Annotated in this window: 18 protein-coding genes; 10 read left to right on the forward strand and 8 right to left on the reverse strand. The window is 70.5% G+C overall.

Annotated elements, in window-relative coordinates; translation table 11 throughout:
• The first annotated feature begins 83 nt into the window (after positions 1-83).
• Positions 84-392, forward strand: coding sequence for a DUF4235 domain-containing protein (locus tag NE235_RS08785; RefSeq protein WP_252800544.1), 309 nt, complete (start codon positions 84-86; stop codon positions 390-392).
• 250 nt (positions 393-642) lie between these two features.
• Here NE235_RS08785 and NE235_RS08790 read toward each other — a convergent pair whose 3' ends face one another.
• Both NE235_RS08790 and NE235_RS08795 read right to left on the reverse strand, forming a co-directional pair.
• Positions 643-1,386: a hypothetical protein gene (locus NE235_RS08790; protein ID WP_252800889.1), complete on the reverse strand. Its 744-nt coding sequence runs from the start codon at positions 1,384-1,386 to the stop codon at positions 643-645.
• Between the two features lie 72 nt (positions 1,387-1,458).
• Complete coding sequence (locus tag NE235_RS08795; protein ID WP_252778476.1) at positions 1,459-1,755, reverse strand: DUF4193 domain-containing protein; 297 nt, start codon at positions 1,753-1,755, stop codon at positions 1,459-1,461.
• Between the two features lie 332 nt (positions 1,756-2,087).
• On the opposite strand from NE235_RS08795, the gene NE235_RS08800 reads away from it, so the two are divergent.
• Complete coding sequence (locus tag NE235_RS08800) at positions 2,088-3,671, forward strand: serine/threonine-protein kinase (RefSeq protein ID WP_252800546.1); 1,584 nt, start codon at positions 2,088-2,090, stop codon at positions 3,669-3,671.
• A 45-nt stretch (positions 3,672-3,716) separates the two neighbouring features.
• Complete coding sequence (locus NE235_RS08805) at positions 3,717-6,524, forward strand: ABC transporter substrate-binding protein (protein ID WP_252800548.1); 2,808 nt, start codon at positions 3,717-3,719, stop codon at positions 6,522-6,524.
• Positions 6,525-6,540: 16 nt separating this feature from the next.
• Here NE235_RS08805 and NE235_RS08810 read toward each other — a convergent pair whose 3' ends face one another.
• A complete protein-coding gene (locus NE235_RS08810; RefSeq protein WP_308206045.1) occupies positions 6,541-7,668 on the reverse strand; it encodes a sensor histidine kinase in 1,128 nt (375 codons plus the stop codon).
• Entirely contained in the window at positions 7,665-8,318 is a 654-nt protein-coding gene (locus NE235_RS08815) for a response regulator transcription factor (protein ID WP_252800550.1), read from the reverse strand. The genes NE235_RS08810 and NE235_RS08815 overlap by 4 nt, the downstream gene beginning before the upstream one ends.
• Before the next feature lie 158 nt (positions 8,319-8,476).
• Between NE235_RS08815 and NE235_RS08820 the strand changes: the two genes are divergently transcribed.
• Entirely contained in the window at positions 8,477-8,647 is a 171-nt protein-coding gene (locus tag NE235_RS08820) for a hypothetical protein (RefSeq protein WP_252800552.1), read from the forward strand.
• A 91-nt stretch (positions 8,648-8,738) separates the two neighbouring features.
• Here the strand turns inward: NE235_RS08820 and NE235_RS08825 are convergent, their stop codons facing one another.
• The 3 genes from NE235_RS08825 to NE235_RS08835 are packed head-to-tail and all read right to left on the reverse strand — an operon-like array spanning position 8,739 to position 11,786.
• Positions 8,739-9,548 (reverse strand): inositol monophosphatase family protein, encoded by an 810-nt coding sequence (locus NE235_RS08825; RefSeq protein ID WP_252800554.1) that lies wholly within the window; start codon positions 9,546-9,548, stop codon positions 8,739-8,741.
• A gap of 17 nt (positions 9,549-9,565) precedes the next feature.
• The gene (locus tag NE235_RS08830) at positions 9,566-10,594 is read right to left on the reverse strand and encodes a ferrochelatase (RefSeq protein WP_252800555.1); all 1,029 of its coding nucleotides are present in this window, start codon (positions 10,592-10,594) and stop codon (positions 9,566-9,568) included.
• Between the two features lie 34 nt (positions 10,595-10,628).
• Complete coding sequence (locus tag NE235_RS08835; protein ID WP_252800556.1) at positions 10,629-11,786, reverse strand: lytic transglycosylase domain-containing protein; 1,158 nt, start codon at positions 11,784-11,786, stop codon at positions 10,629-10,631.
• 145 nt (positions 11,787-11,931) lie between these two features.
• Here NE235_RS08835 and NE235_RS08840 point away from each other — a divergent pair, with 145 nt between their 5' ends.
• The 3 genes from NE235_RS08840 (at position 11,932) to NE235_RS08850 (ending at position 15,502) form a co-directional block, all read left to right on the forward strand.
• The gene (locus NE235_RS08840) at positions 11,932-13,242 is read left to right on the forward strand and encodes a D-arabinono-1,4-lactone oxidase (protein ID WP_252800558.1); all 1,311 of its coding nucleotides are present in this window, start codon (positions 11,932-11,934) and stop codon (positions 13,240-13,242) included.
• 397 nt (positions 13,243-13,639) lie between these two features.
• The gene (sepH, locus tag NE235_RS08845; protein ID WP_252800560.1) at positions 13,640-15,088 is read left to right on the forward strand and encodes a septation protein SepH; all 1,449 of its coding nucleotides are present in this window, start codon (positions 13,640-13,642) and stop codon (positions 15,086-15,088) included.
• Positions 15,089-15,277: 189 nt separating this feature from the next.
• The gene (locus NE235_RS08850) at positions 15,278-15,502 is read left to right on the forward strand and encodes a nuclear transport factor 2 family protein (RefSeq protein WP_252800562.1); all 225 of its coding nucleotides are present in this window, start codon (positions 15,278-15,280) and stop codon (positions 15,500-15,502) included.
• Between the two features lie 86 nt (positions 15,503-15,588).
• Here NE235_RS08850 and NE235_RS08855 read toward each other — a convergent pair whose 3' ends face one another.
• A complete protein-coding gene (locus NE235_RS08855; RefSeq protein WP_252800564.1) occupies positions 15,589-16,329 on the reverse strand; it encodes a DeoR/GlpR family DNA-binding transcription regulator in 741 nt (246 codons plus the stop codon).
• A gap of 466 nt (positions 16,330-16,795) precedes the next feature.
• Between NE235_RS08855 and NE235_RS08860 the strand changes: the two genes are divergently transcribed.
• The 3 genes from NE235_RS08860 to NE235_RS08870 all read left to right on the forward strand — a co-directional run bounded on the left by NE235_RS08860 (position 16,796) and on the right by NE235_RS08870 (position 20,521).
• Positions 16,796-18,355, forward strand: a complete 1,560-nt coding sequence (locus NE235_RS08860; protein ID WP_252800566.1) for a sugar ABC transporter ATP-binding protein — start codon at positions 16,796-16,798, stop codon at positions 18,353-18,355.
• The gene (locus tag NE235_RS08865) at positions 18,352-19,371 is read left to right on the forward strand and encodes an ABC transporter permease (RefSeq protein ID WP_252800568.1); all 1,020 of its coding nucleotides are present in this window, start codon (positions 18,352-18,354) and stop codon (positions 19,369-19,371) included. Before NE235_RS08860 ends, NE235_RS08865 begins: the two co-directional genes overlap by 4 nt.
• A 97-nt stretch (positions 19,372-19,468) precedes the next feature.
• On the forward strand, positions 19,469-20,521 hold the full coding sequence (locus NE235_RS08870; protein WP_252800570.1) for a substrate-binding domain-containing protein: 1,053 nt from the start codon (positions 19,469-19,471) through the stop codon (positions 20,519-20,521).
• The last annotated feature ends 33 nt before the right edge of the window (positions 20,522-20,554 follow it).

A 20,554-nucleotide genomic window follows, 5' to 3' on the forward strand; every position in this document is an offset into this window, starting at 1 on the left:
TCCTCGGCAGGTGATCGCCTGTGAGAGGGTCGGATCACCAACAGAGCCGGAAACCACACTGGTAACGCGAAGAGGGAGAACGCATGCCGGACAAGGGAGAGCTGGGCTGGCGGCTGGTGGCCGGCGCGGCGGCCTTCGGCGCCGGGTTCGCGGCCCGGAAGGCGATCACTTTCGGGTGGAAGCGGACCATGGGCAAGGAGCCCCCGACCAACCCGGAGTCGCCGGAGGTCGAGCTGAGGGAGGCGATCGCCTGGGCCGTCGTCGTGGGCGTCGGCATGGAGGTCGCGCGGCTGCTGGCCACCCGCGCCGCCGCGAACCGCTGGCACAAGAGCACGGGCGAGCTGCCCACCGCGCTGCGCACGGCGGTCGACAAGGCCAAGAGCGTCGCCTGACCGGGGTCGTGTCCGGCGCCCCACGGACGACCCGGGGGCGCCGTTCTCATCCGGCGGCCCGGGGGGCGCCGTTCTCATCCGGCGGCCCGGGGGGCGCCGTTCTCATCGGGCGGCCCGGGGGGGCGCCGTTCTCATCGGGCGGGGGCCGACCGACGGCCGACCCGGTGACGTTCGCCCGCGGACTCCCGCCCCGGAGTGAGGAGGCGGCCGCGCTGCCGGAGGACGACGACGTGAGGGACGGAGCGGCGGATCAGGCCGGGTCGTCGTCGACGGCCGGGCGGGGCGCGGGGGCGCCGATCGCGCGGCGGAGGTCCTTGCGCACTGTGTCGGCCAGCCGCCTGGTGGCCGTGCGGTTGAGCGTGCCACCGGCGACGGCGCCGGTCAGGAAGGGGCCCATCGTGGTGAGGTGCCGGCCGAGCGTGCGCATCAGCCGCTTGCGCAGGCCGGTCTTGGCCGCCAGGCCGAGCGCGGCGGTGACGCTGCCGGGCTGCAGCGGGTCGAACCCCCGCTGCTGGGCCCAGAGCTGCAGGAACACCGCGCCACGGGCGGTGCCGGTGCCGGGCACCTGCACGCCGTAGACCTCGTGCAGCTCGGCGAGCAGCTTGATCTCGATCGCGGCGACCGCGACGGTCTCCGCCACGATCTGGGCGGGCGCGGACAGCAGGAGCGGCGGCGCGACGAACTCCACCGCCGCCAGCGCGCCTCCGGCCGCGCCGACCGCGGTCGTCGCGCGCTGCGTGGAGCGCACGAGCGAGTCGGCCAGCCGCTCCCCGGTGAGCCCGTGGTGGTGGGCGCGGAGAGTTCCCAGGTCCCGTACGGGAATGCGCGGGCCGATCTCCGCGACGACGTCCGTCAGCCAGCGTCCTCGCGCGAGACCCGCGGCCCTCGCCCGGCGCGCGCTCGCCGCCAGCAGGCGGGCGAGCCGGCCGAGCAGGCGGCCGCGGGTCTCACTGTCGATCTCATCGTCCGACAACCGGCCGATCAGCTCCGCCATCTCCTGGCCGAGCCGGTCGTCACCGTTCTCCGGGCGGGCGAGCTCTCCCTCGGACACGGGTGAACCCCGGCGTCAGGCGGCGCACTCGCGGCAGATCAGCTGGCCGTTCTTCTCCTCCGCCAGCTGGCTGCGGTGGTGCACGAGGAAGCAACGGGCGCAGGTGAACTCGTCCGCCTGGCGCGGCAGAACGCGGAGGCTGAGCTCCTCGTTCGACAGGTCCGCGCCCGGCAGTTCGGTGACCTCACCGGCGTCCAGGTCCTCGTCGATGACACCCGTGCTCTTGTCCGCCCGGCGCGCCTGCAGCTCCTGCAGGCTGTCCTCGCTGAGGTCGTCGTCAGTCTTGCGTGGGCTGTCGTAGTCGGTGGCCATCTTCTGTCTCCATCCCCCTCGGTCCTTAGTTATGCGCCCCGTCGCGCGGGTCTAACGCTCGGGGGGCCCATCTTGTGCCCGATCCGGGCGGGAAATTCTGTCACGGGATTTGACCCCGAACACGCAAGGCGCGTCGTATCACTCCGTGACTCCTCTCACCGCGCTCCCAAGTTGTCCGATGTGGCGCAAATCACACGGTGCATGGCGAAGCGGTGACCATCCTCCGCCCGAACCGGATGATGACGGCGAACGTCACAGGTAACGCGATATGGTTTCCCGCCTGTACGGACCTGGCGGGTGCACAGGATAAGGGTTGTCGGAAGGGGTCACACATGCCGGATGCCGCTCCCCTGGAGCCGGGCGATCCGGCCGCGCTGGGGCAGTACCGGGTAGTCGGAAGGCTCGGAGAGGGCGGCCAGGGCGCGGTCTTCCTCGGCCGGTCCCCATCGGGGGACCCAGTGGCGATCAAGCTGCTGCACGAGCAGATGAACACCGACTCCTCCGCCCGGACGCGGTTCGCGCGCGAGGCCGAGGCCGCCCAGAAGGTGTCGGCCTTCTGCACGGCGCGGGTCCTGGACTACGACCTGACCGGCCGGCCGCCCTACATCATCAGCGAGTTCATCGACGGACCCCCGCTGTACGACGTGGTCCTTCAGGAGGGTCCTTTCGAGGGGGCGGCGCTCGAGCGCCTGGCGATCGGCACGGCGACCGCGCTCGCGGCCATTCACGAGGCCGGCATCGTCCACCGCGATTTCAAACCGAACAATGTTCTGCTGGCCTCCGACGGCCCGCGGGTGGTCGACTTCGGCATCGCCCGGTCGGTGGACTCCCAGCAGAGTTCGGTGACCGCGACGGGCATGGTCGTCGGCACGCCCGGATACCTCGCCCCGGAGCAGCTCACCGGTGAGCCGCTGACGCCGGCCGTGGACATCTTCGCCTGGGGCGCCACGATGGTCTTCGCGGCGACCGGGCGGTCGCCGTTCGAGGCCGAGACGCTTCCGATCATCATCAACCGGATCCTCAACGAGGAGCCGGACCTGTCTCGGCTGCACGGCACCATGCGCGAGCTGGTCGCCGCCGCCCTGGACAAGAACTCGCGCCGCCGCCCGGCCGCGCACCAGCTCCTGCTGCGCCTGCTCGGCCAGGTCGGCGCGGCGCCCGGCCCGGCCGCCGACCGCAACGACCTGCTCGACAAGGGCACCCAGATCGCCGCGCAGCTACCGCCGCCTCCGCCGATCGTGACCCCGCCGCCCGCGCTGCCGCCCATCGGCCCCGGCCCCTCCACGCCGCCGCCGATGCACCCCGGCCCGTCGACGCCGCCGCCGATGATGCACCCCGGCCCGGTGACGCCGAACCCGATGATGCGGCCGGGCCCGCAGACGCCCCCGCCGTGGCAGCAGGGTCAGGGCCGGCCCACGTACCCGCAGGGCGGGCAGTACGTCCCGCCGCCTCCGCAGAAGAAGAGCAACGCCCCGCTCTTCGTCGGTGTCGGCTGCGTCGTCGCGCTCCTCCTCGTCATCGGCGTGCCGATCGCGATCGGCGCGGGTTTCATGCACCGGGTCGGCACGAACGGGCTGCCGTCGGGCTTCGACGGCGAGTGGACCGGCAACGCCAGGCCGACGAGCAACCTCGCGTTCGGCACCAGCAAGTCCGCGAAGGTCGACCTCACGCTCTACCGCCTCATCAAGTCGGGCAACGTCCAGTACGAGACCTGTTCGGGCAGCCTGAGCAACCCCCAGGTCTCCGACGACGACAAGCAGGTGACGTTCCAGCAGAGCCTCACCTCGTGGGGATCCGACCGGTGCCTGTCCCCCTCGTACGTGACGCTGATCCTGGACGGCTCGTCGATGACCTGGCAGATGAGCCAGACCGCCGGCGGCGTCCCGATCGCCAGCGGAACCCTCACCAAGCAGTAGACCCCTCGAAGAAGGGTCCCTGAACCAGTCCCAGGGAGGACGCCCATGCCCGGAAGCCCGTTGCGGGCCGGCGACCCCGAGCGCGTGGGGGCGTACGCCCTCACCGGCCGTCTGGGCGAGGGCGGGCAGGGGGTGGTCTACCTCGGTACGGCGCCCGACGGCGGGCAGGTCGCGGTCAAGCTCCTGCACGCGCAGTTCAGCGGCGACGCGAAGGTACGGGCCCGGTTCGCCGGGGAGCTCACCAGCGCCAAGCGGGTCGCGCCGTTCTGCACGGCCCGGATCCTCGACGCCGACGTCGAGGGCGACACGCCGTACCTCGTCAGCGAGTTCATCGACGGGCCGTCGCTGCGGGAGGTCGTCGACGCGGAGGGCCCCCGGTGGGGCGAGTCCCTGCAGCGCCTGGCGATCGGCACGGTCACCGCGCTGGCGGCGATCCATGAGGCGGGCATCGTCCACCGTGATTTCAAGCCCTCGAACGTGCTGCTCGCCTCCGACGGCCCGCGGGTGATCGACTTCGGGATCGCCCGTGCCCTCGACGCCACCGGCACCCTGTCCAGCACGGCGGTGGGCACACCGTCGTACATGTCGCCCGAGCAGATCTCCGGGCAGGTCGTCGGCCCGGCGACGGACGTGTTCGCCTGGGCGTGCACGATCGTCTTCGCCGCCACGGGTTCGCCCGCGTTCGGGCAGGACTCCATCCCCGCCGTGATGAACCGGGTCCTGCACCAGGAGCCGTACCTCGGGATGCTCACCGGCCCGCTCCGGGAGATCGTCGCGGCCTGCCTGGCGAAGGAGCCCGGCCGGCGGCCCACGACTCAGCAGATCCTGCTGCGCCTGCTCAGCCACGAAGGGGTCGTCCTGCCGGGTACGGGCGCGCCGGCGCCCACGACCATGCTGCAGGAAGGCGCGCAGGTCGCGGCCGAGGGGGCGCCGTCCGGTGGGTGGGTCTCCCCTGGGTCCTCCGCACCGGCGGGCGACGTCCCGCCACCCGGCCCGTACGCGGCGGGCGGTGACACTCCGCCCCCCGGGCCGTCCGCGCCGGCGGGCGACACTCCGCCCCGCGGCCTGCCTGGGCCCGGCGCGACACCGTACGGTCGCTGGCCGGACCCCGGGCCCTACGGCCCACCGTCGCCGTACGCTCCCCATCGGCCCGGCGGAGGCCTGGGGACCGTGCCGTATCCGCCGGCCGGGGCCGCCCAGCGGCGGATCCGCCCCCGCGTCGTCGCCGCCATCGCCGCGGGTGCGGTGGTGATGATCGCCACCAGCGCGATGGGGGTGTACCGGGCGATCGACGGCTACCGCACGCACTCGGGTCCCGGCCCGACGCACGGCCCGGTGGGCCGGGTGGGCGGCGGCTTCCGGATGGCGATGTACGCCCCGGAGGCCATCGACCCGTCCAACGCCGTGCTCACCTCGGACGTGTTCGTGGCCGAGAACCTCTTCACCGGACTGACCAGGATCAAGCCCGACGGCTCGCTCGCCAAGGCGCTGGCGACGGAGATGACCCCCGGCGCCGGCTGCACGCAGTGGCACTTCACGATCAGGCAGGGCACGACCTTCACCGACGGGAACGCCGTCGACGCCGCCGCGTTCGTCCGCGGCTGGAATCGCGCCGCGCGTGGCAAGGGCATGGGCTACCTGATGACCGGCATCCAGGGCTACGCCGACGTCGCCGCGGGAAGGCGCGCCACGATGTCGGGGGTGGTGGCCGAGGGCTCCACCGGGTTGCGGGTCACCCTGGCCAAGCCCGACTGCGACTTCGCCATGAGGGCGGCCACCCCGCCGTTCGCGCCGGTCCCGCCGTCCGCGGGCGACCCGGGCAACACCGCGTTCAACGACCGGCCGATCGGCAATGGCCCGTTCAAGATCGGCGGGTACACCGCCAGCCGGCAGCTGAGCCTGGTCCGGAACGACTCCTACGCCTTCGCCCGGCCGAAGCTCGACACGGTCGACGTCGCCTTCGTCTCCGACCTCGACCAGGCGCTGGCGGGCTTCGACGGCCGCCGGTACGACTGGGTCCAGGTCGACGGGGCGGCGACGATCGCGAGCGCCCTCGCCCGCCACACCACGGACCACAAGCTCATCCAGGTCGCCTCGACCACCATGACGTACCTGACGCCGATCACGGATCAGGGGCCGATGAAGTCCAAGGAGGCGCGGCTCGCCGTCTCCTACGCGCTGAACCGCAAGGACCTGGCCACGGCGCTCGGCCCGGGCTACACGCCGGCCACCTCCCTGGTGGCGCCCGCGGTGCCCGGCGCGTACGTGGGCGGCTGCACCGCCTGCGCGTTCGACGCCGCCCAGGCACGGTCGCTCGCGACGCGGGCGGGCATGGGGGCGGGCACGAAAGTGACGCTCACCACCGCCGACCTCCCCGCCGCGATCAAGGTCATGACGCTGGTGCAGAACCAGCTGAAGGCGGTGCTGGGCTGGGACGTCCAGGTGCGGCGCCTGAGGACCGGCGACTTCTACGAGGACATGTCCGGCAAGAACCCGCAGGGCCTGTACCGGCTCTCCTGGGCCGCCGACTACCCGTCGGCCGCGAACGTCCTCGACTCACTGCTGTCCAGCGACGCCATCCAGCGCAAGGGCGACGGTTCCACCAGCGGCTCGAACTACGCGCGCTACCGCAACCCGGCGTTCGACGCCGCCATGAACGCCGCCCGCGCCACCCAGGACCAGACCCAGCGGACCGAGCGACTCCACGCGGCCGAGAAGATCGCGCTCGACGACATGGCCATGATCCCCCTGTGCTCGCATCCGGTGTACCGGGTCGCCGACACCGCGTCCTTCGTCGGCATGGACCTGGACTACACCGGCTTCCCGGTGCTCACCACGACCGCGCACGTGTGAGCGCGCCGCCGGGGAGTCAGGCGAGCGGCAGCCGCACGGTCACGATGAGGCCACCGTCCTCGCGCGGCGTGGCAATGACCGTTCCGCCGTGCGCGCCGACCACCGAGCGCACGATCGACAGGCCCAGGCCCGCGCCCTTGGACGACTCGATCCGGTCGGTGTTGAGCCGGCGGAACGGCTCGAACAGGCTCTGCACCTCGTAGGCGGGCACCACCGGCCCGGTGTTCTCCACCTGGCAGGTCGCCCAGCCGTCCAGGACTCCGGTGCGGACGACGACCATCCCGTCGTCGACGTTGTGCCGGATCGCGTTGTCGACGAGGTTCGAGACCAGGTGCTCGAGCAGCACCGGGTCCCCCACCGTCGGCGCCTCGGTGAGCTCCGGCTTGATGTCGATGTCCGGCCGGTCCGCCCGGCCGCCCGTCTTGAGGACCGTGGAGGCGACCTCGCCCAGGTCCACCTGGGTGCGGGTCGTCAGCTCGCGCTCGCTGCGGGCGAGGAGGAGCAGTCCCTCGATCAGGCGCTCGTGGCGGGCGTTGTTCGCCAGGAGCGTCTTGCCGACCGTCTTCATGTCCTCCGACGCCTCGGGGTCGGTGACCGCGACCTCCAGGAGCGTCCGGTTGATGGCGAGCGGCGTGCGCAGTTCGTGCGAGGCGTTGCTGACGAACCGGCGCTGCGTGTCGAACGCCTGGCTGAGGCGGTCGAGCATGGCGTCGAACGTGTCGGCCAGCTCCTTGATCTCGTCCTCGGGGCCCTGCAGGGCGATCCGCTGGTGCAGGGTGCTCTCGGAGAGCTTGCGCGCGGTGGCCGTGACCTTCTGCAGCGGCGCGAGCGCCCGGTCGGCGACGAACCAGCCGAGGGCCAGCGCGATCAGCCCGACGCCGAGCAGCGCGAACGCCGACTGCACGATCAGCCGGTGCTGCACCTCGTCGATGAAGGCCCGCCGGATCGCGTCCGCCTGCTGCTGCGTCAGCCCCGGCTCGGCCGACTGCACGCTGAACGGCAGGTTCTCCAGGATGTTGGTGACCAGGACGTACGCGACGGTCAGCAGCAGGAAGCCCGCGGCGAAGAACAGCCCGCCGTACAGCAGCGTGAGCCGCAGCCGCACGGTCATGCGGCGCGGCAGCGAGCCCGGCGAAGGGATCAAAGACGATACCCCGCGCCCGGAACGGTCTCGATGACCTGGGGCTCACCGAGCTTCTTGCGCAGCGTCATCATCGTCACCCGCACCACGTTGGTGAACGGGTCGATGTTCTCGTCCCAGGCCTTCTCCAGCAGGTGCTCGGCGCTGACGACGGTGCCCTGGGCCCGCATCAGCACCTCCAGGACGGCGAACTCCTTGGGCGTCAGGTCGACCGGGCGGCCGTCCCGGGTGACGGAGCGGCGCGCGGGGTCCAGCCGGACGCCGGCGCGCTCGAGCACGGGCGGCAGCGGCGGTGCGGAACGCCGGCTCAGCGCGCGGATCCGCGCGATCAGCTCGGCGAAGGCGAACGGCGTGGCGAGGTAGTCGTCGGCGCCGATCGACAGCCCCTCGACCTTGTCGTCCAGCTCACCGGCCGCGGTCAGCATGAGGACCCGCGCCGTGGCCCCGTCGGCGACGAGGCTCCGGCAGACCTCGTCGCCGTGGACCCGCGGCAGGTCGCGGTCCAGTACGACCACGTCGTAGTCGTTGACGCTGGTCCGCTCCAGCGCGCTGGCGCCGTCGTACGCGACGTCGACGGCCATCGCCTCGCGCCGTAGCCCGGTGGCGATGGTGTCGGCGAGTACGCGCTCGTCCTCGACGACCAGGACTCTCACCTGTTTCCACCCCCTGGAAGGCCACGCGCTGGACCGGCGGATCCAGTTATGTCACAGCGCGTGTAAGTCCCCGATAAGCCACGTCCAGGATATTCGGAGGTTTACCGCGAACACCGCCATGGGTAGGGGTGCCTGGCGACCCATTGAAAGGAGACCGCGTGGGCGAGTTGACGGCCACGATCCACCAGCGCCTGTCCGATGCGTACGTTTCGCTCCGGACAGCCCGCGACACGGGCGACGATCTCCTTGTCGACGCCCAACAGGCCGAGATCGACGACCTGCGGCGTACGGCCGCGGACCACGGGATCGACCTCCCGCGCTGCGACTGACCGTCCCGGCGCAGGCGAATTCAGCAGACGTACGGGGGCCCCGCACCGATCGGTGCGGGGCCTCGCGTACGCGGTGCGAAGGAGTCCTCCGTCAGCCGCCGGCGGCGCCGGACTCGTCGAGGAGGTCGTGCAGCGGGCCGAACAGGTCGGGCGCGGCGGCGATCGTGAGGTGGGCGCTCGGCGGGCGGCCGTTCAGACCGCCGACCGCCCCGCCGGCCTCCTGGACGATCAGCGCGCCGGCGGCGAAGTCCCAGATCTGGGGTCCCTGCTCGTAGTAGGCGTCGACACGGCCCGCGGCCACGGAGCACAGGTCCACGGCCGCCGAGCCGCCGCGCCGGATGTCGCGGACACGGGGCAGGATCCGGCGCAGGGACTCGGCCTGGCGGGCGCGGCGCTCGGCGGCGTACCCGAAGCCGGTCGCGACCAGCGCGTGGTCCAGGGAGACGCCGGTGTTGCACCGCAGCGGCCGGGTCGAGCCGTCCGCCCGCATGAGGTGGGAGCCCCGGCCCCGCGCGGCGGTGTACAGCTCGCCGCGGGCGGGGACGGCGACGACCCCGACCACGACCTCGCCGTCGACCTCGGCGGCGATGCTGACGGCCCAGTCGGGCAGGTCGTACAGGTAGTTGACCGTGCCGTCGATCGGGTCGACGATCCAGCGGACGCCGCTGGTCCCGCCGGTCTCACCGCCCTCCTCGCCGAGGAAGGCGTCACCCGGCCGGGCGGCCCGGATGCGGTCGACGATCAGCCGCTCGGACGCCTTGTCCATCTCGGTGACGACGTCGGTGGAGCTGCTCTTGGTGTATGCCACGCCGAGATCGGCCGGTCGCCGGTCGACGAGCATGACGCCGGCGACCTCCGCCGTGCTGATCGCCAGTTCCAACAGGTCCTGCGGGTCCTGCACGTTCCCCCCTCGCTGTTTCAGCTCGTGCGGCCGCGTACGGCCTCTTCGGCGCGGCGGCAGTGGCCCGCCGCGCAGTGGTCCGGGCGCGGTCCGAGGCCGCCCAGCGCGGGGCGTTCGGCGCCGTCGCGTTCGAGGAGCAGCTCACGGACCATCGCGACGAAGCGGGGATGGGTGCCCGGCGTGGCCGCCCGCTCGATCCGCAGGCCCAGGCGGCCGGCGAGCTCGGCCGCCTCGACGTCCAGGTCGTACTTGACCTCCATGTGGTCGGAGACGAAACCGACCGGCACGATGACCGCCGCGCGGACGCCCTCGCCGTGGAGCTCGGTGAGGTGGTCGAGGACGTCCGGCTCCAGCCACGGCACGCTGGGCGGGCCGCTGCGGCTCTGGTACACCAGGTCCCAGGGACGGCCCGCCCCCAGCGTCTCCGCGACGAGGGCGGAGATGTCGTTCAGCTCCGCGACGTAGTCCTCGCGGCCTGGCTGGGCCAGCGGCACGCTGTGCGCGGTGAAGACCAGGCGTGCGTCGTCGCGCAGGTCGGCGGGCAGCCGGCCGAGGGCGGCCCGGGTGTTCTCGATCACCGGCTCGACGAAGCCTGGGTGGTTGTAGTAGATGCGGAGCTTGTCCACCTCAGGGGCGTCCTCGACCTCGGCGCGGGCCCGGTCGATGTCCTCGAGGTACTGCCGGCAGCAGGAGTAGCCGCTGTAGGCGGAGGTCACGAACGCCGCCGCCCGGCGTACACCGTCGGCCTTCATCCGGCGCAGCGTGTCCGCGAGGAACGGGTGCCAGTTCCGGTTCCCCCAGTAGACCGGCAGGTCGACGCCGTTCGCGGCGAAGTCGGCCTCGATGGCGGCCTTGAGGTCGCGGCACTGCTGGTTGATGGGGCTGGCGCCGCCGAAGTGGTGGTAGTGCTCGGCCACGCTCTCGAGGCGGGCCCGCGGGACTCCCCGGCCCCGCGTGACGTTCTCCAGGAACGGCATGACGTCCTCGGGCCTCTCCGGCCCACCGAAGGACAGCAACAGCAGCGCGTCGTACGGCATGTCCACCATCCAACCAGCCGTACGACGCCGCCCGGCACGCCCCTTACGAATAACGCCGGGCGTACGCCTGGGACAGGGACAGGACGTTGTTCACGTACGCCTGCGAGTGGTTGTACGCCCAGATCGCCCGGGACAGGGCGGCGCCGCCGCGCCCCGCGCCGCCGGCGCAGAGGTACTTGGCCGCCGCGGGTACGGCGTCGTAGGGGTTCATGATGTCGGCCTTGCCGTCGCCGTCGCCATCGACGCCGTAGCTGCGCCAGGTGGCCGGCATGAACTGCATCGGGCCCAGCGCGCCGGCGCTCGACGGGCCGGTGTTGCGCCCGTGGTCGCTCTCGATCTGCCCGATCGCGGCGAGCACGGTCCACGACAGGCCGGGGCACAGATGGGCCGACTGCTGGTACAGCGCGAGGTACGTGCCGGGGCGTCCGGCCGAGGTCCGAGGCCGCTGCGCGGGCTGCTGTCCCTTCTGCGGCGTCGCGGACTGGTGCAGGTCGATGACCTGGCTGTGCGCGCCGACGAGCTTGCGCAGCCGCGAGCCGAGCCTCGTGAGGTCGGCGCCGGGCGCGTTGACGAGGAGGGCGAGGTCGTGGATCAGCCCGATCCTGTCGCCCGTCTCGCGTCCGACCAGCACGTTGATGCCGGGCAGCCCGAGTGGGCCGGAGCCGCCCATGGTGACGAACAGCTGCGTGCGGCCGGTCACCGGGTACTGCATCGACTCGCGGAGCCCGAACTGCTGCTGGACCTGGTCGGTGACGACGAACCGGCCCTGGGCGAGGGCGTTCCAGAGCCCGTCGTCCTTCGCGGTGCCCGGCGGGGTCCAGGCACGGAACGCCGACGGGTCGACGGCGAACATGTTCACCCGGCCGCCCTGCAGCTGTACCGCCCCGGCGTCGGCGGTGATCACGTCTCGTACGCGTTCGACCCGGCGGACCTTGCGCAGCTTCGCCGCGGTGACGGGATCGTCGGCGACGACGAGGAAGTCCGGGTCGACGACCCGCTTCAGCGCGGCGGGCTGCTCGGTGCTCGGCACGATCGTGGTGACGGGCCCGTCCTTCGCGCCGTGCCCCGGGGCCGCCGTGCCGTCGTCCTCCGGCGCCGGCGTCCTGGGCGCGGCGGTCACGACGTACACCGCGCCGCCGGCGGCGGTGGCGGTGGCGGCCAGCGCGATGGCCGCCACCGCGGCCGGGAGTCCTCTGCGCATGAAACGTCTCATCGCTACTCTTAACGGTTGGACCCGGACGGTGGTTACCCATCACTCGGAGAAGATCGACAGGCGCGGGCCGGCGGATGAGAATCATGTCGCCGCTCTTGCCGGACCCCGGCGAAACGTGAGTAAATCTCGTCTTATGCCCCCCGTAACACCTCAGACCTGGCGAAACTGGGCCGGTAACCAGCGAGCCACGCCCCGCCGCGTGGTCACGCCCCGGTCGGCCGCGGACGTCGTCACCGCCGTCGAGGCCGCCGCCGGCGCCGGTCTCACCGTCCGGATGACCGGCACCGGGCACTCGTTCACCGACGCCGCCGCGACCGAGGGCCTGCTGCTGCGGCCGGAGGGCCTCACGGAGCTGCGGTCGGTCGACACCGCCACCGGCCTCGTCACCGCCGAGGCGGGAATGCCGCTCAAGGTGCTCAACGAGCAGCTCGCCGCGCACGGCCTCGCGCTCGCCAACATGGGGGACATCCAGGAGCAGACCTTGGCCGGGGCGACGCAGACCGCCACCCACGGGACCGGCCGCGACGCCGCGGGCCTGGTATCCCAGATCGCCGGGCTCGAACTCGTCCTCGCCGACGGCAGCCTGGTGACCTGCTCCCGCGAGGAGCGGCCCGAGCTGTTCGACGCCGCGCGCGCCGGCCTCGGCGCGCTCGGGATCGTCACCGCGATCACCTGGCAGACGGTACCGGCGTTCCTGCTTCAGGCGCGGGAGGCACCGATGCGGTGGGACGAGGTCTTGGGGCGTCTCGAGGAGTTCGCCGTCGGCAACGAGCACTTCGAGTTCTACTGGTTCCCGCACACCGACGGCTGCCTGACCAAGCGCAACAACCGGGTGCCCGGCCCCGCCGAGCCGCTCGGGCGGTTCCGACACTGGCTGGACGACGAGTTCCTGTCCAACTCGGTGTTCGAGGTCGCCAACCGCGTCGCGCACCGCCTCCCCGCCACCATCCCCACGATCAACGGCGTGTCCACCCGGGCCCTCGGCGCCCGGACGTACACCGACGTGTCGTACAAGGTCTTCACCAGCCCGCGCCGGGTCCGCTTCAAGGAGCAGGAGTACGCGATCCCGCGCGAGGAGCTGGCCGGCGCGCTGCGCGAGGTCCGGGCGCTCATCGAACGCCGGAGCTGGCGGATCTCCTTCCCCATCGAGGTACGCCTGCTGCCGCCGGAGGACGCCTGGCTGTCCATGGCGTACGGGCGGGACAGCGCCTTCATCTCGATCCAGGTGTACCACGCCGCCCCGCACGAGGAGTACTTCCGCGGCGTGGAGGAGATCCTCACGCCGCTCGGCGGCCGTCCGCACTGGGGGAAGCTGCACACGCACGACGCGTCGTACCTGGAAGGGGCGTATCCCCGGTTCGGCGACTTCCTCGCGCTCCGCGACCGGCTCGACCCCGAACGCCGCTTCGCCAATCGCTACCTGACCCAGGTCCTCGGCGCGTGAAGGCCGTAGACTCCCTGGTGTCGCATCCCGCTCGCGCGGCGTGCTCCTCGACTCCGTTCCGACCGGTAACCGCGCAGACCTCCTGAACCATCAGCATCCACCGATCCCCCGGCCGCCTCCTCCGATCAGCGACCGCGTGAGCCACGCAAGAGGGACGGCATCACGCGGCAAAGGATCCACAAGAATCGTTAAGCCCCACGCCCCCGCGGCTTTCCAGCAGGCAAGCTGGGGCGACACTGCGGGAACTTGACAAGGATCACGTCGCGAGGGCGGCGATGTTCGGACATGCCGGGTACGGTGCTGGCGGGCAGGTGCGTCCTGACGCGAGACTGGTAGGACCTGGGGAAGGGCACGCATGCGCCCCGAGCCGCGTCGGACAGGGCACGAAAGGACACGCATGCAGGAGCTGCGCCTCGTCGCGGTCAGCGAGGACGGGTCGTACCTCGTCCTCGCCACCGCGGGACGGGGCACCCGGTTCACGCTGCCTATCGATGATCGGCTGCGCGCTGTGGTCCGTGGACATTTCTCCCGCCTCGGCCAGTACGAGATCGAAGTGGAGAGTCCCTTGCGTCCCAAGGAGATCCAGGCTCGCATCCGCGCTGGAGAGACCGCGGAGGAGATCGCCGAGACGGCCGGCATCCCAGTAGAGCGCGTCCGCTGGTTCGAGGGACCGGTTCTCCAGGAGCGCGAGTACATGGCGCAGCAGGCGCAGCGCGTGCCCATCCGCCGCCCCGGAGAGCCCTCGCCCGCCCCGGCCCTCGGCGAGATCGTCGAGGAGCGCCTCGGCCGGCGCGGCATCGACCTCGAAGAGGTCGAGTGGGACTCCCGCAAGTGCGAGGACTCCACCTGGCGGGTCAGCCTCGCCTTCTACTACGACGGCCGTCCCTACTCGGCGGAGTGGTCCTACGACCCGCGCCGCCGCCACCTCTCGGCCGTGAACGACGAGGCCGCGCGCCTGTCCTCGCTCGACGTCGAGGAGTCCTCCGACGACACGGTCACCCCGTTCCTGCCGCGCCGCGCCATGAAGGTCGTCGGTGACCCCGTCCGCGACGAGCCGCGCGGCCAGGCTCCGCCGCCCCCGCCCGCTCCGGTTCCCATGCCGGACCTGCGCGAAGAGCCGCCGGCCGAGCCGCCGGCCGTCCGGGACATCCCCAAGCCGGCCACCGACGAGCCGGCCGCGCTCGCCCCGCGTCCCCGTGAGGCCCGCCCGGAGGTCGTTGCCAGGCCGCAGGAACTGTCCGTCCCGAGGCCCGCCCCGGCCGCCGAGCGCCCGGCTCCCGCCCCCGAGCCCGCGAAGCCCGAGCCTGCCGCCCCGCCCGCCGCGGAGCAGGCCCCTGCCGCACAGCCCCCGGCCGAGCCGGCAGCGGCCGAGTCGGTCGAGTCGGCCGAATCTGCCGAATCGGAACCGGCCGCGTCGACGCGGCTGGAGGAGCCGAAGCGACCCGAGCAGCCGGATCGTACCGAGCGGGAGTCCGCCGCGGCCGAGCCGCCGGCTCCCCGGCCCGCCGCCTCGAAGCCGGCCGCGCAGAGTCCCGCCGCGCCCAAGCCGCGCGCCGCCGAACCGCCCGCCGCGGCCAAGCCCGCCGTGCCGAAACCCGCTCCGCCGAAGCCGGCTCCGGCTCCGAAGCCCGCCCCGGCCAAGCCGGCCGCCAAGCCGGCCGCGCAGAAGCCCGCCGACAAGCCGGCGGAGAAGGTCGCCGACCGTCCGGCGGCGGCCGCCACGGCGAAACCCGCCGCACCGCCCGCTCAGGAGAAGCGCCCACCGGCGCGGAAGCGGGCGCGGAGCAAGCGCGCCTCGGTTCCGTCCTGGGACGAGATCATGTTCGGCGCCCGCCGCCCCGAGTAACCAGGCGGGAAGCACCGTTCGCCCACGGCTTCCGCCACGGAGGTCACCGACATGGGCGGGTGATGGCGGTAGCTCACGTTGAGCCACTCCGCGCACTGCCGGGTACGCCCGCTCCGCGGGCGATGATCCCGGCGATCGAGACGCTGATGCGCGCCCGCTTCAAGCCGCCCGGGGCGTCGGCGTAGTGGCATGGGTAAGGTCGGCGAGCGCGATCCAGTCGGCCACCACCTCACGAACGTGGTCCTCGATGGGCAGGCCGACGACCGCGTGCACGCACGGTCGAAGGGAATCGGCATCTACGCGAACGGCACCAGCGGAAGCATGACCTATGAGGACGTGATCGTGCGCGTGAAGGACGGCTGGCGGATCAGCCACCGCAAGGTGCTCGCCCGCAGGTCTCCCCTGGGCGGCTGAGTCGTCAGCGATCACTGTCTCGCCCGCTTAGATCCGGTGGCCGGTGAGCCCGCGTCCCTCACGATCGCGAGCGAGCGGGACGCCGGTCAGAGGAGTTCCACGTGGTCTCGATAGGGGTCAAGCCTCGCGTCCATGACGTCGAGTTCGGTCACCAGCAGGTCGATGCTGTCCCACGGTAGGCAGCGAGCGGCCGCCCCCGTCCCAAGCTTTTGTGAGTCCACAGCCATCACGACGTGGTCCGATAGCTCGGCCATGAGCCTTTTGATCTCGCATTCTTCAGCGCTGAACTCGCTGGTGCCGAAGTGGGGATCGACCGCCGCAGCGGACAGGAAGGCTCGGGCGAATGAGAACTGCCTCAGGGCGAACGAGGCGACCGGGCCGATGAGGCTACCGGCGTTCGGGTCCTTCTGACCGCCCGTCAGGTAGGCATGCATCCGCGGGTCGCGACTCAGCGTAAGGAACGTCTCAATACCGTCGGTGACCACCGACAGGTTTTCGGCTGCCGGCATCGCTCCGGCGAGGACACAGAGGGTCGATGAGGCGTCCATGCAGATCCCCACCCCCCCGGAGGGCACCAGAGCAGACAGCTTGCGCGCGATCTGCTCCTTCGCCCGTCCAGCCCGGTGCTCGCGCGCCTCGAACGGCTGCGCTCCGCTGACCGCGCCGCCGCGAACGCGGCGAACCAGGCCCTCATCCTCCAGCGCCTGGAGATCCCGGCGGATCGTCATGGTACTGACCTCGAAACGGGCGGCCAGATCCTCGATGCGCATACTGCCGTTGGACGACAACAGGTCGGCCAGCGCCTGCCGCCTGCTTTCTAGATCCACGGTGCTCCTGACAACCATACGCCTCCGTTCACTGTCTTAGCCTGTCAAATATCACACAATCGATCTCGGCTGGACACTCCCTTAACCAAACCGAGACATGCCGGGACAGGCCGCCACCCTAGCCCGAGCACCCCCATTGAGCAGGTGACCAGGCCAACGTCGCCATGATCTCACCCGCGCACGACCGAAGAGATATGTAACGAATAGGTCACGAACCCTTGACGTGGGAATGTTTGTTCATGTGAAGTTCACACGAACAAACAGGTACGAGGTCTGGTTCGGTGACCCGGAGGGTGCTGGTCGGCCCACCGGAGCGCGCCGTCGAGGAGTCTCCCGATCCGGTGTCTTCTCGTCGACTCTCACCTCCTGGCTTCGCGTGTCCAGAGCTGCGCACGCACAAAGCCACCGGCCTTGGAGCAGGACATATCGCACACCGAGCCGCTAGGCCCGGGTCTGGAGATCAGTCGTGGCAGATGTTGCTTTGGAGTGTCGGGACCTCGCCAAGTCCTTCGGCGGCGTGCCCGTACTGAAGGGCGTCTCCCTCACTCTCGAAGCCGGCTCCGTGACCGCGCTGGCAGGAGAGAACGGCGCAGGCAAGTCGACGATGATGAAAATCGCCTCTGGCCAGGTGAAACCCGACCACGGTCAGGTCCTGATCGCTGGCGAGCCGCTCTCACAGGCCGATCCCCGGGCAGCGCACCGGCAGGGTGTTGCGATCATTCCCCAGGAACTCGCGCCCATCATGGACATGAAGGTCTACGAGAACCTCTTCATCGGCCGTGAGCTGCGCAGTCGAGCCGGCCTTCTCGACCGGCGCGCGATGGCACGCAAGGCGCGCGAGATTCTCGACGTCTTCGAGGTCGAGATCGATCCGCAGGCGACGATGCGGATGCTGCCGGTCGGACTCCGTCAACTGGTCGAGATCGCCAAGAGCACCAGCGGCGGGGCAAAAGTCCTGCTGTTGGACGAGCCGAGCTCCGCCATCTCCGACCGCGAGGTCGAACGGCTGTACACCGTGGTCGGCAAACTCCGCGAGCAGGGCGTCGCCATGCTCTACACCACCCACAAGATGGAAGAGATCCGCGCCCTCGCCGACCGGGTGGTCGTGCTGCGCGACGGGCGGCTGGTCACGGACCGGCCGCTCGCCGACATCAGCGATGACGACATCGTCCATGCGATGATCGGCCGTGAGCTCGAGGATCTCTTCCCCGTGCTTCACCCGCCCGGTGACGAGGTCGCCCTGCAGGTCAGCGGGCTCCACGTTCACGGCTATGAGCAGCCCGTGGAGCTGACGGTCCGCCGCGGCGAGATCTTGGGCCTGGCCGGGCTCGTGGGAGCGGGTCGGACAGAACTCCTTGAAGCGATATTCGGCATCCGCAAGAGCCTCGCGGGCACCATCACCGTCGCCGGAAAAGCCACCAAGCGCAATTCCCCGGCCGACTCGATCGGTCATGGGATGGCCCTTGTTCCAGAGGATCGCAAGGGATCCGGCGCCGTGCTGTCCATGAGCGTGCTGGACAACGGCTCGCTGCCCCGGCTCTCGAGCTTCACCCTGGCCGGATGGTTGCGGCAACGCGAACGTGCACGAACGGTCGGCAAGGCGATGGAGTCGGTCAAGCTGCGGAGCCGGGGGCTGTCGCAGCAGGTCGGAACGCTCTCCGGCGGCAACCAGCAGAAGGTGGTCCTGGCACGCTGGTTGACGGACGCGGTGAACATACTCCTTCTCGACGAACCCACCCGCGGCGTCGATGTCGGTGCTCGCAGCGAGATCTACCGCATCATCACCGAACTCGCGGCCTCCGGGATGGCCGTGGTCATGGCCTCGTCCGACATGCCCGAAATTCTCAGCCTCGCCCATCGTGCGCTCGTCATGCGCGAAGGTGCCGTCGCCGGCGAACTGAATCGCGAGGACCTGTCCTCACCCGACGTTCAAGACACCATCTTCCGACTCGCTGCAGGCCTGGAGCCCGGCTCTGCTTCGGGCCGCCCGCAGCCTCCGACCGACACCAAGGAGAACGGCCGATGACCACGCGACAGTCAGCTCCGGAGCGCACGGCGCCGGGCAGGGCGGCCGAGCAGATCGTGGCCTGGCGACCCTCGGGACCGTGGATCCGCGACCAGCTGATCCGCCACTCCATGGTAGTGGTGATGCTGCTGATCATCGCCTACTTCAGCTATCGAAGCGCGCGATTCGCCACCTTCGACAACGTTCAGACGATCGCCATCGCCGCGGCCCCCTTCGCCCTCATCGCATTGGGCCAGACACTGGTCATCCTCACCGGCGGAATCGACCTCTCGGTGGGGAGTGTCATCGCCCTCAGCGCGATGGCATCGGCCGCGACCGTCAAAGGCCACCCTGAGCGGCTGTGGCTGTCCGTCCTGGTCGCCGTGTTCGTCGGGCTCGCGGCGGGGGCGGTCAACGGCTTCCTGGTCTCCAAGGTCAACGTGCCACCGTTCATCGCCACCCTCGGCATGTTGACCACCGCCTCCGGACTGGCCTACGTCGTGGGACACGGTGCGCCGATCAACGGACTCCCCGCCACTTTCGGCAAAATCGCGAACAACGAGATCTTCGGCCTGCAGATCCCAGTGATCATCATGATCATCGGTATCCTCGCACTGGCTCTGATAATGAAGCGCACGTCCTATGGCATGCGGATCTACGCGGTGGGCGGAAACTCAGTCGCCGCCCAGATCGCCGGTGTCAAGACCACCCGAATCCTTTTCAGCGTCTACGCCATCAGCGGCCTGCTCGCCGGGCTTTCCGGCGTGATGCTGGCCTCGCGGGTCATCTCCGGCCCGCCCAACCTCGGTCAGGGATACGAGCTGGACGCCATCGCCGCTGTCGTCATCGGCGGGGCGAGCCTTATGGGTGGCCGAGGCAGTATCTGGGGCACGGCGCTCGGACTCTTCCTCATTCAGACCCTCAACAACGGACTGGACATCCTCGTGGTGCCCGCCTACTGGCAGAGCGTCATCAAGGGGGCGTTGATAGTCGTCGCCGTCGCCGTCGACGTCTGGTCCACCAAACGGCGGATCTGAGACCCCTGAATTCGATCAGGACGGGGTAGCGACCCGGTCCTTTCCCGACCACTTCCGAACAACCCACTGAGCAGTCTCACCCATCAATGGAGTTTCGATGCGCAACAAGATTGGTCGTGCTCTGGCCCTGGCTGCGGCAGGCACTGCGCTCCTGACCGCCACCGCGTGCGGTGCGGGAGACCCCAACAAGAACGCCGGCGGCGAAGGCAAGGGCGGAGGCAAGATCCGCATTGGCGTCAGCGTCTATGACATGTCCTCCTTCATCACCGCGGGCAAGGCAGGCATCGACGCCTACGCCAAGGCCAACAACATCGACGTTCTGTGGAACTCCGCCAACCTCGACGTCAGCACGCAGGCCAACCAGGTCGACCAGTACATCAATGCGGGCGTTGACGCGATCGTGGTCGTTCCGGTTCAAGCCGATTCCCTCGCCCCCCAGGTGGCAACGGCCAAGAAGAAGAAGATCCCCTTCCTCGCCGTCAACGCCGGTCTCAACAGCTCCGACCTGGCCGGCACCGTCCTGCCCAACGACGTCAAGGCCGGCGAACAAGAGATGCAGATGATGGCCGACAAGCTCGGCGGCAAGGGAAACATCGTCGTTCTTCAGGGCCCCTTGGGCCAGTCGGGTGAGCTGGACCGCACCAAGGGAATCCAGAACGTCCTGGCCAAGTACCCCAACATGAAGATCCTCGCCAAGGACACGGCCAACTGGAAGCGCGACGAGGCCGTCAACAAGATGAAGAACTGGCTCTCGAGCTTCGGCGGAAAGATCAACGGCATCGTCGCCGAGAACGACGACATGGGTCTCGGGGCTCTTCAGGCCACCCGTGAGGCCAACGTCAAGCTCCCGATCGTCGGGGTCGATGGCATCCAGGACGGCCTCAACGCCGTCAAGAGCGGAGACTTCATCGGCACCAACCTCCAGCACGGGACCGTCGAGCTGGCCACGGGCCTTGCCGTGGCCGCCAAGATCGCACGTGGTGAGAACGTCAACAAGAACCCCGTCTACCTGATGCCCGAGATCACTCCGGCCAACGTGGACACCTACATGGAACACGTCGTCACCAAGAAGGACGCCTTCCTGGCCACCCTCCCGGCGCTCATCGAGGCGAACCTCAAGTCCGGGGACATCGCCAACGAGAAGAGCTGACCGGATCAGCAGTCGTGTGAGGCCGTCCTCAGC

This window comes from Actinoallomurus spadix (assembly GCF_024055725.1).
In the GTDB taxonomy this organism is placed as follows: Bacteria; Actinomycetota; Actinomycetes; order Streptosporangiales; family Streptosporangiaceae; genus Actinoallomurus; species Actinoallomurus spadix.

What these genes read in the sequence shown, in the direction of transcription:
- NE235_RS08840 (WP_252800558.1), top strand. Translation starts at nt 11,932, where the DNA reads ATGCCCCCCGTAACACCTCAGACCTGGCGAAACTGGGCCGGTAACCAG.
- NE235_RS08805 (WP_252800548.1), top strand. Translation starts at nt 3,717, where the DNA reads ATGCCCGGAAGCCCGTTGCGGGCCGGCGACCCCGAGCGCGTGGGGGCG.
- sepH (WP_252800560.1), top strand. Translation starts at nt 13,640, where the DNA reads ATGCAGGAGCTGCGCCTCGTCGCGGTCAGCGAGGACGGGTCGTACCTC.
- NE235_RS08790 (WP_252800889.1), bottom strand. Translation starts at nt 1,386, where the DNA reads ATGGCGGAGCTGATCGGCCGGTTGTCGGACGATGAGATCGACAGTGAG.
- NE235_RS08850 (WP_252800562.1), top strand. Translation starts at nt 15,278, where the DNA reads ATGGGTAAGGTCGGCGAGCGCGATCCAGTCGGCCACCACCTCACGAAC.
- NE235_RS08830 (WP_252800555.1), bottom strand. Translation starts at nt 10,594, where the DNA reads ATGGTGGACATGCCGTACGACGCGCTGCTGTTGCTGTCCTTCGGTGGG.
- NE235_RS08795 (WP_252778476.1), bottom strand. Translation starts at nt 1,755, where the DNA reads ATGGCCACCGACTACGACAGCCCACGCAAGACTGACGACGACCTCAGC.
- NE235_RS08835 (WP_252800556.1), bottom strand. Translation starts at nt 11,786, where the DNA reads ATGCGCAGAGGACTCCCGGCCGCGGTGGCGGCCATCGCGCTGGCCGCC.
- NE235_RS08865 (WP_252800568.1), top strand. Translation starts at nt 18,352, where the DNA reads ATGACCACGCGACAGTCAGCTCCGGAGCGCACGGCGCCGGGCAGGGCG.
- NE235_RS08800 (WP_252800546.1), top strand. Translation starts at nt 2,088, where the DNA reads ATGCCGGATGCCGCTCCCCTGGAGCCGGGCGATCCGGCCGCGCTGGGG.
- NE235_RS08870 (WP_252800570.1), top strand. Translation starts at nt 19,469, where the DNA reads ATGCGCAACAAGATTGGTCGTGCTCTGGCCCTGGCTGCGGCAGGCACT.
- NE235_RS08785 (WP_252800544.1), top strand. Translation starts at nt 84, where the DNA reads ATGCCGGACAAGGGAGAGCTGGGCTGGCGGCTGGTGGCCGGCGCGGCG.